This is a genomic window from Xanthomonas nasturtii (assembly GCF_001660815.1).
GTDB lineage: Bacteria > Pseudomonadota > Gammaproteobacteria > Xanthomonadales > Xanthomonadaceae > Xanthomonas > Xanthomonas nasturtii.
Genome location: NZ_LYMI01000012.1, coordinates 135,654 through 152,950, shown reverse-complemented (window position 1 = coordinate 152,950; position 17,297 = coordinate 135,654). Strand labels below are relative to the sequence as shown.

Genomic DNA, 17,297 nt, shown 5'->3' with positions numbered 1-17,297 from the left:
CCGGCAACGCCCATCGCGGGCAAGCCCGCTCCTACGGGTGATCGCGCAACCATCCACGCGGCTCAGCAGTCGTTGCCGGCAGCGCATCAGCCACATCCTCATCTGCTGTAGGAGCGCACCCGGGCGCGACGAAGCTTCATCGGTAACGTCGCATCGCGCGCAAGCGCGCTCCTACGGGTGTCAGCGCACCGGTGCCAGCGCACCATCGATCAACGCTTGCGTGTGGCGCTCTTCTCCGGCAACGGCTCGCCGACATTGGTCTGCAACCACTGCTCGCTTTCGGCCAGCATCTGCATGATCGATTGCCGCGCGCGGTAGGCATGCGATTCGTTGGGCAGCATCACCAGCCGCGCGGTGCCGCCCAGGCCCTTGATTGCGGCGAACATGCGTTCGCTCTGGATCGGGAAGGTGCCGGTGTTGTTGTCGTCCTGGCCATGGATCAGCAGCAGCGGGTCCTTGATCTTGTCGGCATAGTTGAACGGCGACATCGCCTGGTAGACCGGTTGCGCCTGCCAGTAGTTGCGTTCTTCGGCCTGGAAACCGAACGGGGTGAGCGTGCGGTTGTAGGCGCCGCTGCGCGCGATGCCGGCCTTGAACAGGCGCGTATGCGCGAGCAGGTTGGCGGTCATGAAGGCGCCGTAGGAATGCCCGCCGATGGCAATGTGCTGCCGGTCGGTGACGCCGCGCCGCACCACTTCATCCACGGCCGCCTGCGCATCGGCGATCAGCTGCGGCACGTAAGTGTCGTTGGGTTCGGCATCGCCTTCGCCCACGATCGGCATGGTCGGGTTGTTGAGCACCACATAGCCGATCGCCAGAAATGCCTGCGGCCCCCAGTAATTGATGGCGTTGAAGCGGTACGGCGAGTCGGTGACCTGGCTGGCGGTGTCGGCGCTTTTGAATTCGCCCGGGTAGGCCCAAATCAGCAGCGGCCGCGGGCCGTCGCGCTTGGGGTCATAGCCGGGCGGCAGCAACAGTGTGGCGGTGAGGTCCACCCCATCGGCGCGCTTGTAGCGGATCTGCTCCTTCTGCACACCGCGCAACTGCGGCAACGGGTGCGCGAACTGCGTCAACGCGCGCGGTGCGGACGTTGCATCGCCCAGCGACTGCACGAAGTAGTTGGCCGGTTCTTCAGGCGATTCGCGGCTGAGCAGCAACTGCGTGCCTTGCGCGTCCAGCAGCGCCAGGGGCGCGGAATAGGTGGGCGCCTGCGAATGAAACAGCCGTGTGGCGCGCTTGCTTTGCAGATCGAACCGGTCCACAAACGGGCGGTCGCCTTCGGGCGAGGCGCCCTTGCCGAGCAGGAACAGGCTGTTGCCATCGGCACTGGTCTGCAGCAACGCGCGGCCCTTGCCATCGGCCACCGTCGCCGGCGTGCCCGGGTCCTTGTAGCGGTCCTGCGAGGAGCGATCCCACAACAGTTCGGGCGCGCGTTGCGGTTGGTCCGGTGCGATGTGCCACTGTTTGGTGCGGCGAGTCTTCCACCAGCTCTCGCTCACGATCGCCAGGTCGCCGCGGCCCCAGTGAATGCCCTCGAACCGGCTGCCCAACTGCGCCAGCGTCACCGGTGCGCGGTTGAACGGTGCGGCCTGCATCCGCACCGCATCGCGGATGGTGCTCTCGCGTGCCGGGTCACCACCGTCCTGCGCTTCGGCCCACACCAAGGTGGCCGGCGCATCGTGCCGCCAGGCGATGTCGCGCACGCCGGTGGGCACGGCGTCGTTGCCGGTCGGCAGGCCTTCGACCAATGGCAGCTGCGCGATCTGGCGCACCAGCTTGCCCTGCAGGTCCAGCACCTCGATGCGGCGGGCGAAATTGTCCACCGGCACCAGATACGAAAACGGCCGCTCAGCGCGTTCGCTCAGGATGTAACGGCCATCCGGTGACACCGCCAGGTTGAGATGGATGCCGGGCGCGGCGATCCGGCGGACCTGCCCGCTTAGCGTAACGATGATCGGTTGGCCGGTGGCGTAGTACTCGAACACGCGCGCATCGGCCTCGTTGCGCAACAGGTCCTGATAGGTCGGCAGCGAGCGCACCCCGGCAGCGGCGCTGGTCTGCTGGATCGCCGGGCCGGCCGGTGTCGCATCGCGGGCCGGCGGCGCGCCCTGCCCCGCCACCTGCTGCAGCAGCAATCCGCTGCCATCGGGCAACCAATGCAATGCATCGTCGACGCTGGTGTTCAAGCCAGCCAGCAGACGCCGCGCCTGCCCGGCGGCCACGTCCACCAGCCACAGTTCGTTGGCGCCACTGGTGGCATCCTCGCGGCGGAACGCCAGGTAGCGCTGATCCGGCGACCAACTCAGATCGGCCAGCGACAACGGCGACGGCAGCCCGGCAATCTGGCGCTCGCTTCCGTCGGCCACCGCCAGCAGCCACAGCTTGCTGGCGAAGGAGAAGCGGCTGGCCGCGTGGGTTTTGGGATGGATGCGCACGCCGGCCAGCTTGAGTTCGGGCTGGGCCACCTCGGCGATGTCCGGCAACGCCGGCAACTGCAGCATCGCGGCCAGGTCGCGCTTGGGCGAGAGCTGCAGCAACGGCGCGCGCGGTGCGTCCACCACCGCCTGCAGTGCCTTGGATGGCAGCCGATACGCGCTGCCTGCCGCGGCGCCCGGCTGCGTCACTGTTGCGCCGGCCGCCGGGCCGGCCGCCATCGCCAACACCGGCGCGCTCAATGCCAGCGCCCCTGCCAGCGCCCATGTGTGCTGCCGCCAACCTTGCGCATGCTGTTTCTCCTGCATTGCCCGTCCCCGGTGATGGTTGACCTGCGACCATACCAGCCGCCCGCCAGCCGCTCCCCTGCCGTTGGTGGGGGGCGTGCCACTTCAAACCGGCCAATTCATGCCGGAGGGGGGTGCTGCCGATATAATCGACGCTCTTGTCGAGGGGCGCTGCGACCGGTAGGGCGGACTGATCCGCTTCACTGCACGAAAAGTGCAGGCAACTACGGCCAGGCTCGACCAGCAGTTACCGTTCAACGGCGCCCGGAATTGCAGACATTCGTTTGCCTACCGGAGCCATTGCATGAACGCTGTCACAAAGATTACCCCGCACGCCGATTACAAGATTGCCGACATCTCCCTGGCCGATTGGGGCCGCAAGGAGCTGGACATCGCCGAGCACGAAATGCCGGGCCTGATGTCGATCCGCCGCAAGCATGCGCAGACCAAGCCGCTGAAGGATGTGCGCATCACCGGCTCGCTGCATATGACCATCCAGACCGCGGTGCTGATCGAAACGCTCAAGGACATCGGCGCCAACGTGCGCTGGGCCTCGTGCAACATCTTCTCCACCCAGGACCATGCCGCCGCGGCGATCGCCGCCACCGGCACGCCCGTGTTCGCCTGGAAGGGCGAGACGCTGGAAGAGTATTGGGACTGCACCCTGGACGCGCTGACCTTCACCCTGCCCGACGGCACCCTCACCGGCCCGGAGCTGGTGGTGGACGACGGCGGCGACGTCACCCTGCTGATCCACAAGGGCTACGAGCTCGAAAACGGCAGCACCTGGGTCGACGAGCCGGCGTCTTCGCACGAAGAGAGCGTGATCAAGGCGCTGCTCAAGCGCGTGGCCGTCGAGCGCCCGGGCTACTGGGCCCGCGTGGTCAAGGACTGGAAGGGCGTCTCCGAAGAGACCACCACCGGCGTGCATCGCCTGTACCAGATCGCCGAAGCCGGCAAGCTGCTGATCCCGGCCATCAACGTCAACGACTCGGTCACCAAGAGCAAGTTCGACAACCTCTATGGCTGCCGCGAGTCGCTGGCCGATGGCCTCAAGCGCGCGATGGACGTGATGCTGGCCGGCAAGGTCGCCGTGGTCTGCGGCTACGGTGACGTGGGCAAGGGCAGCGCCGCCTCGCTGCGTAACTATGGCGCCCGCGTCATCGTCACCGAGATCGACCCGATCTGCGCGCTGCAGGCGTCGATGGAAGGCTACGAGGTCAACACCATCGAATCCACCCTGGGTCGCGGCGACATCTATGTCACCACCACCGGCAACAAGGACATCATCACCGTCGAGCACCTGCAGGCGATGAAGGACCAGGCCATCGTCTGCAACATCGGCCACTTCGACAACGAGATCCAGGTCGATGCGCTGAATGCACTCAAGGGCGTGGAGAAGATCAACATCAAGCCGCAGGTGGACAAGTACGTGTTCCCCAACGGCAACGCGATCTTCCTGCTGGCCGACGGCCGCCTGGTGAACCTGGGCTGCGCCACCGGCCACCCGAGCTTCGTGATGTCCAACTCGTTCGCCAACCAGACCCTGGCCCAGATCGACCTGTGGGAAAAGCGCGACAGCTACGAGAAGAAGGTCTACATCCTGCCCAAGCACCTGGATGAAGAAGTGGCCCGCCTGCACCTGGAAAAGATCGGCGTGAAGCTGACCACCCTGACCAAGGACCAGGCCGATTATCTCGGCGTGGATGTGGCCGGCCCGTACAAGCCGGATCATTACCGCTACTGACCCATTGGTAAAACATCGCCATGCAGATAAGAACGGGCGCCGCGAGGCGCCCGTTTTTCATGCGATCGGCGGACCAGGCGCCTCGAATGGGTCTGTAACCGGCGCTGCCCATGAGCTGAGAGGGTACCGCGCCACGCGGATCGGAACGCCGCTCACGCCGGCTCAGGCAGAAGGTGCAGTGGGGCGCCAGTGTCGTTCATCGACCCAACGCTGACCAATGTCGCTCCGCATCGATGCCGGAGGCCCCGCTAGCTGCGACAATGCGCGCCCGATTCGAACGCTGGAGCCCCTACCCGATGTCGCTGGAGACACAAGCCGAACGATTCATGCAGACCCTGGAAGCGCTGGGTGGCTCTGCAGGCAACGGCAAGCTGGGCAGCGCGCTGGGCTGGGCGGACAGCACCTACACGCGGGTCAAGGCACACCTCATCGAGCAAGGCCGTATCGTGCCCGGCCGTGGGCGCGGTGGTTCTGTGTCGATCGCTGGCGCCAGTCCCGCGCCGGACAGACAGCGCAACGCCGCATCGCCAACGCCGCACGCCAAACGCGGCAGCGCGAAGACGGAGCAGGGCAGCCACAACGCCTACGTCCAGGCCTTCAATGCCATCGACAAGGCCATGCGCAACGACGAAGGCCTCGCCTCGGAGCTGGACTACGCCGAGCAGACCTCGTGGCTGCTGTTCCTGAAGTACCTGGATGACATGGAACACGAATGGGCTGATGAAGCCCTGCTCAAGGGCAAGGCCTACGACGCCATCCTGGCCAAGCCCTATCGCTGGCAGGACTGGGCCGCGCCGATGACGCGGGACGGCAGACCCGACCCCAACGCGCGCACCGGCAGCGATCTGATCGAGTTCGTCAACGGCAAGCTGGTCCCGCACCTCAAGTCGTTCAAGGACAGCACCGTGCAGGCCGACAGCCTGCAGTACAAGATCGGCGAGATCTTCTCGGAAGTCTCCAACCGCTTCCGCTCCGGCTATACCCTGCGCGACGTGCTGCAGATCGTCGACACGCTGAGCTTCGGCAGCTCAGAGGCCAAGCACGAGCTGTCCGAACTGTACGAAACCCGCATCAAGCGCGTGGGCAACGCCGGCCGCAATGGCGGCGAGTACTACACCCCGCGCCCGCTGATCCGCGCGATGATCCAGGTGGTACAGCCGCAGATCGGCGAAACCATCTACGACGGCGCCTGCGGCAGCGCGGGCTTCCTGTGCGAGGCATGGGAGCACCTGCGCCGCGATGATCTATCCGCCAAGGACTGTGACACGCTGCAGCGCAAAACCTTCTATGGGCAGGAGAAGAAATCGCTGGCCTACGTGCTGGGCGTCATGAACATGATCCTGCACGGCATTGATGCGCCCAATATCCGCCACGCCAACACGCTGTCGGAAAACGTCATGGATATCCAGCAGAAGGACCGGCACGACATTGTGCTGGCCAATCCACCCTTCGGCGGCGGCGAGCGTAAGGAAGTGCAGCAACACTTCCCCATTCGCTCATCGGAGACGGCTTACCTGTTTCTGCAGCACTTCATCCGCAAGCTCAAAGCCGGTGGACGCGGCGCGGTGGTCATCAAGAACACCTTCCTCAGCAATACCGATAACGCCAGCATCGAACTGCGCCGCGAACTGCTAAACAACTGCAACCTGCATACGGTGCTGGACTGCCCGTCCGGCACCTTCCAGGGCGCGGGCGTGAAAACCGTGGTGCTGTTCTTCGACAAGGGCGCGCCCACGCGCAATATTTGGTACTACCAGCTCGATCCCGGCCGTTCGATGGGCAAGACCAATGCGCTGAATGATGCGGATCTTGTCGAGTTCGTGGCACTGCAGAAGACCAAGGCAGGCAGCGAGAAGAGCTGGACGGTCGATGTGGCCAACGTCGATGTCGCCACCTGCGACCTGTCGGTCAAGAACCCGCACGCGCCGGAGTCCGCACCGCAGCGTACCCCGCAGCAGATCATCGACGACATGCTGGCGCGGGATGCGGATACGGCGAAGCTGCTGGCGACGGTAAGGGCGATGCTGTGAGTAGTCGAACGCAGACCCGCACCGGCGGCAGAGAAGCCACAACAAGAACGATCATGGGCAACGTTGCATTGTCCGTGAATCGCCCCGGCGTCGACCCGCCGAGTGGTTGGGAATGGTTGCCCCTTGCAAGTATAGCAAGGATGGAGTCTGGTCATACGCCAAGTCGAAACAAGCCCGAGTATTGGGGGGGAGACATCCCGTGGATTGGGATACGTGATGCGAAGTCTGCTCACGGTGGAACGGTCTCGCAAACCCTTGAAAAAACAAACGCATTAGGCATCTCGAATTCCTCCGCACGAGTGCTTCCAGCTGGAACTGTCTGTCTATCTCGCACCGCCTCGGTCGGCTATGTAGTCAAGATGGGTCGCGAAATGGCGACCAGCCAGGACTTTGTCAACTGGGTGTGTTCCGGAAGTATCGACCCGGACTTCCTGCGCTATCTCTTCGTGGCCGAGGAGTCGGCTCTCTCGCGTTTCTCAAGCGGATCAGTGCATCAGACGATCTACTATCCTGAATTGAAAGCATTTCATGTCTGCATACCTTCGATGACACAGCAGAAGCGCATCGTCGCAGTGCTGGATCAGGCCTTCGCCGCACTCGACCGCGCCCGCGCAAATTGCGAAGAGAGTCTCCAAGCTGCTGAAGGTCTTCTTCGACGCACCTTGGGCGACGAGTTCGAAGCGATCGCCAGCCAATCAAGCTCGCTTGCCCTGCAGGATGCAGTGCATCCGGATTGCAGTCTGTCTTATGGAATCGTCCAGCCGGGAGACGAGGTAAGTAATGGGCTGCCAATCGTGCGTCCCGTTGATTTGACGCGGCGAGAGGTGGGCCTTGCCGGCTTGAAACGAATTGACCTACGCGCTGCACGCGGTTACGCACGAACGACGTTGAAAGGTGGAGAGCTTCTACTCTGCGTAAGGGGCAACACCGGCGCTATTTCGGTTGCTGAAGACGAACTGACTGGTTCCAACGTCACGCGCGGCATCGTTCCCATCCGGTTCGAGCCGACTCGCGTCTTGCGTGATTTCGCGTATTTCCAATTTTGCTTTGGCGCGATCCGAAGTCAGATTGCTGAGAAGACCTATGGAGCCGCACTTATGCAGATCAACATCAAGGATCTGCGGAATCTTCGCTTCGTCGTGCCTGACATTGCCCTGCAGCGTGACGTCATTGCGAGGTCGGAAGCACTGATCAATTCGGCCACAGCGCTACGCACCTCTTACAAAGCACAGATCGCGGATATCGCTGCCCTCCGCCAATCCCTACTCCAAGCCGCCTTCTCCGGCCAACTGACGTGATTTCTTCGCCATGACCGATGCCAGCACCTACGATCGCCCGTGGAAATCGTTCCAAGATCAGCTCTTGATGCTGGAAGAACGCGGCTTGGCCGTGTCGGACAGGGACTGGGCAGTGGCATGGCTACAGCGTGTCGGCTACTACCGGCTCAGTGCGTACTGGTATCCGTTCCGGATCTTCCGGCATGAGCAGGACCCGCAATCGGGGGCGATCCGTTCGGTGCGCACGGATGACTTCATGCCGGGGACAACGTTCACCGACGCCATCGACCTGTATCTGTTCGATCGTCGGCTGCGCGTACTACTGGCGGACGCGCTTGAGCGAATCGAAGTGTCACTACGGGTGGAAGTGGCATATCGACTGGGTAAAACCGACACCTTCGCTCATTTACATGAAAGCAACTTCCACCCCACATTCCGCGAAAAAAGAGCGCCGCAGACGAACCAGACTGTCTTCGCCACATGGCAGATGAAGTACCAGGGGTTGGTGCAGCGCTCACGCGAGGATTTCGTCAAACACTATCGTGAAAAGCATGGCCCGGATCTGCCAATTTGGGTCGCTATCGAGGTGTGGGACTTCGGCGCAGTCTCGCAACTGCTGGCGATGATGAAAGTGCCCGACCAACAGGCCATCGCCAAGCGCTATGGAATTGCCGACTGGAAGGTGTTCGCAAGCTGGGTGCGCTGTTTGAGCTATCTGCGCAATCTGGTGGCGCACCATAGCCGCGTGTGGAACCGGAATATGGTGAGTTCTCCCATTCCACCATCAGCCGCCTGGCCGGCTTGGGGCGCTGCATTCGAGAATAGGCAGGATCTACTGACTAAGCCGTTCATCCAGTTGGCGATGGTCTGCCATTTGGTGCGGGTGGTATGCCCCGGAAGCAGGTGGCCGGAGCGGACGGCGGCGCATCTGGACGCCTTTCCGTCTCAGGCATCGACACGCCAATTATCCGCTGCGGATATGGGGGCGCCCATCGGGTGGAAAGACTGGTGGCTCGCGAGCGACAGGCAATAAGAACCCCCGCGTAGATTCCCAAAGGAACCAAGAGGCGGGGGTCGTGTTGCGGCAAGTCTAACCGAGCAGGCTTTGAATCGCCAATATGCATCATCAAAACCGCTCATGCGTGCACCACTTGAAACGCTGCGCCCCTGTGGCACTCATGTGCTACATTTGGACATCCTGAACGGGAGCCCCGCATGAGCACCACCACCATTCGCCTGCCGGAAGCGCTCAAGGCCCGCATCGCCAAGGCCGCGCAAGCGGCCGGCACCACGTCGCACAATTTCATCCTGGAAGCCATTGCCGAAAAGGCCGAATTGGCCGAGCGACGCACCGACTTCCATGCAGAGGCAGAACGCCGTTGGGCCGAATTCCTTGAGACCGGCGAGAGCATTCCCTGGGACGAGATGCGTCGCTATCTGATGGGACGCATTCAGGGCAAGGACACTCCGCTTCCCGTCCCCCGCAAGTTCGCCGAATAGCATGGCGCGCGTCGAGTTCCTACCCTCTGTCAACGAGGACCTGCGGCGCATCATCGGCCACCTGGAACAGCACGAGGCGGCGCACATCCAAGAGCGTCTTGGCGAGATCGTCAGTGCATCCGATGTGCTCACGAACAATCCGCTGATCGGGCGCCTGACGCACAACGATCTGCGTGAACTGGTCATTGGCCAAGGCGCTCGCGGATACATCGCCCTCTACCAGTATGTAACGGCGCTGGACACCGTATTTGTCCTGGCGATCCGCGCGCAACGCGAGGCAGGCTATGCACGCGACGACTGAAACCGAGGCCGACACCCGCGCCAACCGCATCGACCCGGTGCTGCGCGAGGCCGGCTGGGGCGTGGTGGATGGCGCGCAGGTCCATCGCGAGCTGATCTGCCCTGGCCGCATTCTCGGCGGCGGCCAGCGCGGCACGGCGCTGTCGGCGGACTACGTGTTGAGTTACCGCGGCCGCAAACTGGCGGTGATCGAGGCCAAGCGTGCCGGACTGGGCCACACCGCAGGCGTCGGCCAGGCCAAGGACTATGCGACGCGGCTGCAGGCGCGATTTGCCTATGCCACCAACGGGATCGGCTGGTATGGCATCGACATGGACAGCGGCGCCGAAGGCGAGATCGCCCTGCCGTTCCCGACACCGGAACAACTCTGGCTGCGCTGCTTTCCGCACGGCAACGACTGGCGCGAGCGCTTCGGCGCGGTGCCGTTCGAGACCGGCGGCGGCAAGTGGCAGCCGCGCTATTACCAGCACAACGCGATCACCGCAGTGCTGGAGGCCATCGCGACAGACCGCAACCGCATCCTGCTGACGCTGGCCACCGGCACCGGCAAGACATCCGTCGCGTTCCAGATCGCGTGGAAGCTGTTCCACGCCAAGTGGAACCTCAGCCGTGACCCGGTGCGCCGCCCACGGATCCTGTTCCTGGCCGACCGCAATATTCTGGCCGACCAGGCCTTCAACGCCTTCAATGCGTTCCCACCGGATGCGCTGTGCCGGATCCGACCGGAAGAAATCCGCAAGAAGGGCGGCATTCCGCGCAATGCCAGCGTGTTCTTCACCATCTTCCAGACCTTCATGACCGGTGGCGGCGATGCGGAAGACGCGCCTGCGGCGGCGCAGTTCACCTTCGAGGGCTATGAGCCGGACTTCTTCGACTTCATCGTCATCGACGAGTGCCACCGCGGCGGTGCGCGCGACGAAAGCAGCTGGCGCGCGATCCTGGAGTATTTCAAGCCGGCCGTGCAGCTGGGCCTGACCGCCACGCCGAAGCGCGATGTCAATGGCGATACCTACGCCTACTTCGGCGAGCCGGTCTACACGTATGCGCTGAAGGAGGGCATCGGCGACGGCTTTCTCACGCCGTTCAAGGTGCGGCAGATGGCTTCGACCCTGGACGAGTACACCTACTCCGAGGGTGACGTAGTGCTAGAAGGCGAGCTGGAACGCGGCCGCGTCTACACGGAAGCCGACTTCAACACCCGGCTGGTGATCGACCAGCGCGAGCGCAGCCGCGTGCAGGAGTTCATGGACCAGATCGACCAGCGCCAGAAGACGCTGGTGTTCTGCGCCACCCAGGAGCACGCCGCGCAGGTACGCAACTTCATCAATCAGATCAAGGACAACCCGAACCCGCACTACTGTGAGCGCGTCACCGCCGACGACGGTGAGCTCGGCGAGCGCCACCTGCGTGAGTTCCAGGACAACGAGAAGACCCTCCCGACCATCCTGACCACGTCGCAGAAGCTGTCCACCGGCGTGGACGCGCTGAACATCCGCAACATCGTGCTGCTACGCCCGATCAAGTCGATGATCGAGTTCAAGCAGATCATCGGGCGCGGCACGCGCACGTTCGAAGGCAAGGATTACTTCACTATCTACGACTTCGTGAAGGCCTATGCGCACTTCAACGATGCCGCGTGGGATGGCGAGCCGCTGCCGCCGGACGATCCGGCCGAGCCGCGCAAACCTCGACTGCATCGAGAGAGCGAGCCCGGGGCGCTTGGTGGCGGCATCAACGAACCCGCGCCGCCCAGGCGAGTGGTGGTCAAACTCTCCGACGGCCGCGAGCGCAGCATCCACTACATCGCCGCGACCACGTATTGGTCCAACGACGGCAGGATGATCACCGCGCAGGAATTCATGCAACAGCTCTTCGGTGACCTCGATGCGCTGCTCAAGGACGAAGACCACCTGCGCGCCATCTGGAGCGACCCGGACCGGCGCGAGGACTTTATACAGCGCCTCACGGACCTGGGGTACGACAACGAGCGACTGGATGACATGCGGCGCCTGATCGATGCACCGCACAGCGACATCTTCGATGTACTGGCCTACGTTCGCTTCACCCTGGCGCCCCTGTCGCGGACGCAGCGGGTGCAGTCAGCCATGTCCACCGGCCTGAGCGGGTACGAGCGTGAGATGCGTTCGTTCCTGGAATACGTGCTGGGCAACTACGCGCGCAACGGTACCGGTGAACTGGCCAGCAGCAGGATCGGCGACGTTTTACGAATCCGCTACGGCGGGGTTAACGACGCCAAACGGATGCTGGGCAGTGTTGCGGACATCCGCAGTGCATTCGTTGGGATCCAGGCGCACTTATTCCGCTGATTGGTAGACGCATGCAACGCGGACGGCACAACCAATATCAAGGCCGCCAGTTCGCATTGCGTTCCCAGAACGCCACGCTGCGCCGATACGCGTCGCGGTCCAGCGGCACGCCAGAGCCACCTTCTTCCACGCCCAGGGCGTTGCGCAACATCGTGATCGGTGCCATCGGAATTTCCTGCGGCTCTGCGGTGTAGAGGCAACCGACCACGCCCCAGTCCGCATCGATGAGCGCGCCCTCCTTGGCCAGTTGATCGCGGCTGTAGAGGATCGGCAGCAGATACGCGGCCACCGGCGGCTCGACACCTTCAAACCAACGCACCAGTACAGCCAATTCCTGCGTGCTGCGCGCCTCGTAGCCGGAGCGCAGCAAATGGCGGTTGTCAGCGTCGATAGGCACGGTGAGGCAGCGGGTCGTGGTCCAGTTGCGGTGCACGTGCAACTGGCAAAACGGCGCATAGCCCTCGATCACGCGTAGCGGCGCCTCATCATTGAGCCGCTGGACGAACTGCTCGGGCGTGCAGTCCTGGATGGCATTGCGACGGCCATCGCGCGGGAACAGGCGGGTGCGGGCGAACGATGTAAGAACGATCGACATGACGGTACGTGTGGCGACAAGAGCACCAGGGTAGCGCGCAGGCTGGCGCACGACTACGTTGAGCAGCACCGGGACTGTTGCGCAGCGACGGGGCTGGCACGCATGGTTGCTTGAGCCGAGCTCATAGCAGTCACGTCACCATGGACGATGACGTGAGGGGTAGCACTACGTTGCGGTCCCGCGCCCCGGCGCATGCAGATTCGTGCACCGCCTGCTCACCGCATCTGTTCGCCGCCCTACCAGATCAGATCGTCAGGCACCTTGAACTGGCTGTAATAGTCATCGTCGCTATCGGCCGCTGCCGGCGCGCTGTTGCGGCCGTGATCGAGAACAACCGTGTCGGCATCGCGGCTGTAAACCTTGTCGGCAGCGGCGCGCGGAATCAGCTCGAAGCCATCGCCGTGGCGCACGATCACCAGTGCGCCACTGGCCAACTGGCTACGGAGTACGGGGTTCACCAGCACGCTGCGAATGACGCTGCCGTCGTTGAAGCGGTAGTCGATCTCGCCTTCGCGCTTGACCTTGCTGGTCTCCACGATCTGCCGGACCTGGGCCAGCACCTCCTGCCGGCGCACCTGTACGTTGCGCTCTTCGGCCAGCGCACGATCGCGCTCGGCACGCTCGGCCTGCAGGCGTGCCGCATCGACCTTGTCGGCATCCGCCGGCGACACCGCCGCGCCCTTGGCGTGGCGCTGCTTGACCTGCTCGCGCGCAATCTTGTCCACCTGGGCCTTTTTCACCAGGCCGGCCTTGAGCAGCTGTTCTTGCAATGGGTTGCGCATCGGGAGGCTTGGCAGTGGGCTGGCGGCTAGTTTAACGCGGCCGGCGCCATGGCCCCGTCGCAGCCTGGCCGAACCGCTGGCATCACCACTCGGCCTGGCACGCGCCGTGCGCTGCGTTTTGCGACCAAGCCCGCCGTTGGCGCCGAACACCGCGCGCAATTTGCCTGTTCGATGCAGTGAATACGTATGCACAACACCGATGTTGCGCCGCGATGCGCGCTTAGCATCGTCGCGCGCTGCACGCCGTGCGCGCGCTTTCCGGAACAGGGGCCGGAGGCCTTGATGCAGGCATCGCGCACTGCGCGGCGGCCTGCGCCACCCACTGGAGAACCATCCGATGCGCAACACGCCTGCTCACGCTCCACCCTCGCTCATGCAGCGCAGTGCCCGTCTCTTGCTGACGGCGCTGGTCTTGTTGCTGGCCACTGCCAACGTCCAGGCCGATGTCATCCTGCACGCCTTCAACTGGCCGTATGCCACCGTCGAAGCGCGTGCCAAGCAGATCGCCGATGCTGGCTATCGCAAGGTGCTGATCGCCCCCGCGTACCGCTCCGAAGGCAGCGCCTGGTGGGCGCGTTATCAGCCGCAGGACATCCGCCTCATCGACAACCCGCTCGGCGACACCGCTGCATTCCGGAAGATGGTGCAGGCACTGGCCAACAACGGCGTGGAAACCTATGCCGACATCGTGTTCAACCATATGGCCAACGAAGCGGCCACGCGCTCGGACCTCAACTACCCAGGCAGTGCGGTGCTGTCGCAATACGCGGCAAATCCTGGCCGTTACGATTCACTGCGGCTGTTCGGCACGCTGCAGTCCAACTTCCTGGGCGCCAGCGATTTTGGCGCGGCGCAATGCATCAGCAACTACAACGACGCCTTCCAGGTGCGCAATTACCGCATCTGCGGCGGTGGCAGCGACCCAGGCCTGCCGGATCTGGTCGGCAACGACTGGGTGGTGCAACAGCAGCGCGCCTATCTGCAGGCACTCAAGGGTATCGGCGTCACCGGCTTCCGTGTGGACGCGGCCAAGCACATGACCTTCGACCATCTCAACCGCGTCTTCGATGCCGGCATCCGCTCCGGCGTGTATGTGTTCGGCGAAGTGATCACCGGCGGCGGCACGGGTAATGGCGACTACGACCAGTTCCTGGCGCCTTACCTGCAATCCACACCGCATGCTGCCTACGACTTCCCGCTGTTCAATGCGGTGCGTAACGCATTCGCCATTGGCGCCAGCATGCAGCAGCTGGCCGACCCGGCAGCATCCGGCCAGGCATTGCCGGGCAATCGTGCCGTGACCTTTGCGGTCACCCACGACATCCCCAACAACGCCGGTTTCCGTTATGCCATTCTCGACCCGGTGGATGAAACGCTGGCGTATGCGTACCTGATCGGCCGTAACGGCGGCATGCCGATGATCTACACCGACAACAACGAAAGCGGCGACAACCGTTGGGTCAATGCGTACCTGCGCGACGACCTGCGTCGCATGATCGGCTTCCACAATGGCGTACAGGGCACCGACATGCAGGTGTTGTCGTCCAGCTCCTGCCACATTCTGTTCCGTCGCGGCAGCCTGGGCATCGTTGGCATCAACAAGTGCGGCAACCCGGTCACCGCCACGGTGGGAATGAACAACAGCGTGTTGTTCTGGAATGCCGATTACACCGATGCGCTGGGGTCGGGGAATGTGGTGCGCATTTCCAGCGGCTCCTACACCTTTACGCTGCCGGCGCGTGGCGCGCGCATGTGGCGGCGTTGAGCAAACATCGGCACAGGGCGACACCGCAGCGCCCGATTATCCAGGCATAACAAGGTAACCTGCAGCACACCTTGAGAGATCGCACGCCATTACCGTGCGAGCGATCCATCGCCCCCGACGCAGACGCGCGGCGGGGGCTTTTTGTATCTGGATGCCGGCGCTGATCGGTTGCATTCAGGGTCACGCGGCCTGCAATACGCAGGCTCGCTGGCATGCAGTGCTCACCCATATCACCTGCAGACAAGCGCTTTTCCACTTGTTTCAGCTCAACATGAATTGATTCCGACGCATCGCCCCGCCGTTGCAACGCAACCGCTTTGCCGCTGCACCTACGTGGCGGCGTGCTGTCTGCACAGAGGTCTCACGCAGTGCAGGCAGCAGTCGCCGATGCGGCGAAGTGACTGGCTCCGCGTTATCGCGGGTGGCGCTTCGATTCCAGTGACAGTTGCGCAAACCGGAGCAACGCGATGCCTCTCTATTTCGTGCGTCATGGCGAGTCGCTCGCCAACGAGCAGAATTACTTCGCTGGTGCGCAGAACTCCCCGCTCACATCGCTCGGGCGCCGCCAGGCGCAGCAGGCGGCGCGCTACGTGCGGCAACGTGCACTGCAGTTCGACGAGGTACATGTCTCCACCCTCGAACGTGCGCAGGCCACTGCCGCGATCATTCTGGAAGGTGCACCCGGGCACCCGCGTGTGCTGTCCAGCGCGGCGCTGGTGGAGCGCGATTTCGGCATTTTCGCCGGCAAGAACAAGACGCTGATCAAGAAGTCCATCGGCCATTGCCTCTACGACGCCTGCTTTCACGATGCCGACGGCGCGCCGCCGGACGGCGAACACTGGATGGATATGTATGCGCGCTGCAAGAGGTACTACGACACCGTGCTGGCACCACTGGATCGGCAAGGCAAACAGGTCCTGGTGGTGGCGCACAAGTACATCGTCGAAGTGTTTGCATTGATCGCCTCCGGCCTGCCGCCCGCCGAGTACATCGACTTTCGCCTGCCCAACTCGCGCCCATTGTCGTGGGACGAACTCAAACGCATGACCGCACGCAGCTCTTCGCGCATGAATTACCTGGGCGAACAGACCGAAATCCATCTGCTGCAATGGATGCTGATCGCAGCGATTGGCGGGTTTGCGCTGTCATGCCTGGGCATCGGCCTGCCGCATGTGCTCACCACAACCGCCATCGTCGCGTTGCTGGCGGCGAACGCGTTTTTTCTGTCGGTGCGCATCGAACCTGGCGCACTGCGCCTGAGCAGCGGGCCGGAGGACATCGCACTCAGCGTGCTCAGCGTGGCCCGCGCTGCGCTGGCGATGTTTCTGCTGACGCAGTTTCACAACCCGTGGGTGCATGTGATTGGCCTGCTGCTGATCGTGCCGCCTGCGCTGTCGGTACCGACTTTTTCGCTGGCACGCGGTGGCGATTATTTCTTTGCGGCGCGCTACACGCTGGTGCTGTCGATCCTGCTGCCAGTGCTGTTGCTGCTGTTGTTCCTGGATCACCACGAGGTGCTGGGCAACGTGCACGCGCTGGAGCGCTTCTTTGTGGTGCTGGTGCTCGCCCTGGCGTTGCCGTCTCTGCTGGCCCAGGGCTGGCGCCGCGCGCAACCGATCGCGGCGGGCAAGCTGGCCACCAATTGGGGCTGGGTGGGCTCGTTGACCATGGTGCCGATGGCCTTTCTGGTCTCGCTGCGCGCCGGCGGCACCTCGCTGCTGGATGCACTGAGCCACGGCGGCTGGCATGCCTGGAGTGCGCTGCTGCTACCGCTGGCCTTGTTGCTGGCATGCCGTGTGGGCAGCGCGCTCTACCTGCGCGTGCACCAGCGCGTGACCGGCCGGACCATCAGCGCGCCAGTGGCACTGGACATCCATCTTCTGCAGACCTCGCCCAATATCTTCTTGTGGCTGAGCCTATTGCTGCCCGGCACCTTTACGCACGCGCCCACCTTGGTGGCCGGCACCTTGCTAGGCTTTTTCGCGTTTGCATTGCTGGACGAAGCATGGGTGGTCAGGCAGTTCCGCGCGCAGATCACACCGGCGCTGCGCGTGGCGGCCACCCGGCCTACCGAGGCGCGCACCGGGACCGACCCAAACGTGATCGAACCAGACCAAGTCGTACTGGAAACGCGCTGATCCACACGGCACCGGGCGCGCAGTCCGTAAGTGCCCGGAGCTGCTGACGGATCAGCGACAGCTGCTTGCAGACCCACCGGCAAACGGCCGGTGGGTCCAGCCTCAGACGAATCAGC

General features: G+C 63.6%; 12 protein-coding genes and 1 riboswitch. Of the genes, 9 read left to right on the top strand and 3 right to left on the bottom strand.

Translation table 11 applies throughout. The features are described from left to right. Positions 1 to 209: 209 nt before the first annotated feature. Positions 210 to 2,741 (bottom strand): S9 family peptidase, encoded by a 2,532-nt coding sequence (locus A7D16_RS06350; protein ID WP_064630899.1) that lies wholly within the window; start codon positions 2,739 to 2,741, stop codon positions 210 to 212. Between the two features lie 136 nt (positions 2,742 to 2,877). Continuing rightward, positions 2,878 to 2,993: riboswitch (S-adenosyl-L-homocysteine riboswitch) on the top strand. Positions 2,994 to 3,024: 31 nt separating this feature from the next. On the opposite strand from A7D16_RS06350, the gene ahcY reads away from it, so the two are divergent. From ahcY to hsdR, 7 genes are all read left to right on the top strand, one after another. Then, positions 3,025 to 4,467, top strand: coding sequence for an adenosylhomocysteinase (ahcY, locus tag A7D16_RS06345; protein ID WP_064630896.1), 1,443 nt, complete (start codon positions 3,025 to 3,027; stop codon positions 4,465 to 4,467). A gap of 260 nt (positions 4,468 to 4,727) precedes the next feature. Beyond that, positions 4,728 to 6,497, top strand: a complete 1,770-nt coding sequence (locus A7D16_RS06340; RefSeq protein WP_239686952.1) for a class I SAM-dependent DNA methyltransferase — start codon at positions 4,728 to 4,730, stop codon at positions 6,495 to 6,497. Positions 6,498 to 6,550: 53 nt separating this feature from the next. Beyond that, the gene (locus A7D16_RS06335; protein ID WP_082925743.1) at positions 6,551 to 7,795 is read left to right on the top strand and encodes a restriction endonuclease subunit S; all 1,245 of its coding nucleotides are present in this window, start codon (positions 6,551 to 6,553) and stop codon (positions 7,793 to 7,795) included. 10 nt (positions 7,796 to 7,805) lie between these two features. Next, positions 7,806 to 8,807, top strand: a complete 1,002-nt coding sequence (locus tag A7D16_RS06330) for an Abi family protein (RefSeq protein ID WP_064630892.1) — start codon at positions 7,806 to 7,808, stop codon at positions 8,805 to 8,807. A 182-nt stretch (positions 8,808 to 8,989) separates the two neighbouring features. Beyond that, complete coding sequence (locus tag A7D16_RS06325; RefSeq protein WP_064630890.1) at positions 8,990 to 9,274, top strand: CopG family ribbon-helix-helix protein; 285 nt, start codon at positions 8,990 to 8,992, stop codon at positions 9,272 to 9,274. 1 nt (position 9,275) lies between these two features. Next, a complete protein-coding gene (locus A7D16_RS06320) occupies positions 9,276 to 9,575 on the top strand; it encodes a type II toxin-antitoxin system RelE/ParE family toxin (protein WP_064630888.1) in 300 nt (99 codons plus the stop codon). Beyond that, positions 9,559 to 11,901: an EcoAI/FtnUII family type I restriction enzme subunit R gene (gene hsdR / locus A7D16_RS06315; protein WP_064630886.1), complete on the top strand. Its 2,343-nt coding sequence runs from the start codon at positions 9,559 to 9,561 to the stop codon at positions 11,899 to 11,901. Before A7D16_RS06320 ends, hsdR begins: the two co-directional genes overlap by 17 nt. A gap of 37 nt (positions 11,902 to 11,938) precedes the next feature. Here the strand turns inward: hsdR and A7D16_RS06310 are convergent, their stop codons facing one another. Both A7D16_RS06310 and A7D16_RS06305 read right to left on the bottom strand, forming a co-directional pair. Beyond that, positions 11,939 to 12,496 carry a DUF3228 family protein gene (locus A7D16_RS06310; protein ID WP_064630884.1) on the bottom strand — a complete coding sequence of 186 codons (558 nt, stop codon included), beginning with the start codon at positions 12,494 to 12,496 and terminating at the stop codon, positions 11,939 to 11,941. A gap of 236 nt (positions 12,497 to 12,732) precedes the next feature. Next, the gene (locus tag A7D16_RS06305; protein ID WP_064630882.1) at positions 12,733 to 13,278 is read right to left on the bottom strand and encodes a DUF2058 domain-containing protein; all 546 of its coding nucleotides are present in this window, start codon (positions 13,276 to 13,278) and stop codon (positions 12,733 to 12,735) included. Positions 13,279 to 13,672: 394 nt separating this feature from the next. On the opposite strand from A7D16_RS06305, the gene A7D16_RS06300 reads away from it, so the two are divergent. Both A7D16_RS06300 and A7D16_RS24035 read left to right on the top strand, forming a co-directional pair. Next, positions 13,673 to 15,043 carry an alpha-amylase family protein gene (locus A7D16_RS06300; RefSeq protein WP_161945023.1) on the top strand — a complete coding sequence of 457 codons (1,371 nt, stop codon included), beginning with the start codon at positions 13,673 to 13,675 and terminating at the stop codon, positions 15,041 to 15,043. 467 nt (positions 15,044 to 15,510) lie between these two features. Next, on the top strand, positions 15,511 to 17,181 hold the full coding sequence (locus tag A7D16_RS24035; protein ID WP_239686951.1) for a histidine phosphatase family protein: 1,671 nt from the start codon (positions 15,511 to 15,513) through the stop codon (positions 17,179 to 17,181). Positions 17,182 to 17,297: the final 116 nt, after the last annotated feature.

Excerpts from the sequence above, each read along its gene's own strand:
- A7D16_RS06350 (WP_064630899.1), bottom strand. The coding sequence starts at position 2,741 with ATGCAGGAGAAACAGCATGCGCAAGGTTGGCGGCAGCACACATGGGCG.
- ahcY (WP_064630896.1), top strand. The coding sequence starts at position 3,025 with ATGAACGCTGTCACAAAGATTACCCCGCACGCCGATTACAAGATTGCC.
- A7D16_RS06340 (WP_239686952.1), top strand. The coding sequence starts at position 4,728 with ATGCGCGCCCGATTCGAACGCTGGAGCCCCTACCCGATGTCGCTGGAG.
- A7D16_RS06335 (WP_082925743.1), top strand. The coding sequence starts at position 6,551 with ATGGGCAACGTTGCATTGTCCGTGAATCGCCCCGGCGTCGACCCGCCG.
- A7D16_RS06330 (WP_064630892.1), top strand. The coding sequence starts at position 7,806 with ATGACCGATGCCAGCACCTACGATCGCCCGTGGAAATCGTTCCAAGAT.
- A7D16_RS06325 (WP_064630890.1), top strand. The coding sequence starts at position 8,990 with ATGAGCACCACCACCATTCGCCTGCCGGAAGCGCTCAAGGCCCGCATC.
- A7D16_RS06320 (WP_064630888.1), top strand. The coding sequence starts at position 9,276 with ATGGCGCGCGTCGAGTTCCTACCCTCTGTCAACGAGGACCTGCGGCGC.
- hsdR (WP_064630886.1), top strand. The coding sequence starts at position 9,559 with ATGCACGCGACGACTGAAACCGAGGCCGACACCCGCGCCAACCGCATC.
- A7D16_RS06310 (WP_064630884.1), bottom strand. The coding sequence starts at position 12,496 with ATGTCGATCGTTCTTACATCGTTCGCCCGCACCCGCCTGTTCCCGCGC.
- A7D16_RS06305 (WP_064630882.1), bottom strand. The coding sequence starts at position 13,278 with ATGCGCAACCCATTGCAAGAACAGCTGCTCAAGGCCGGCCTGGTGAAA.
- A7D16_RS24035 (WP_239686951.1), top strand. The coding sequence starts at position 15,511 with ATGCCTCTCTATTTCGTGCGTCATGGCGAGTCGCTCGCCAACGAGCAG.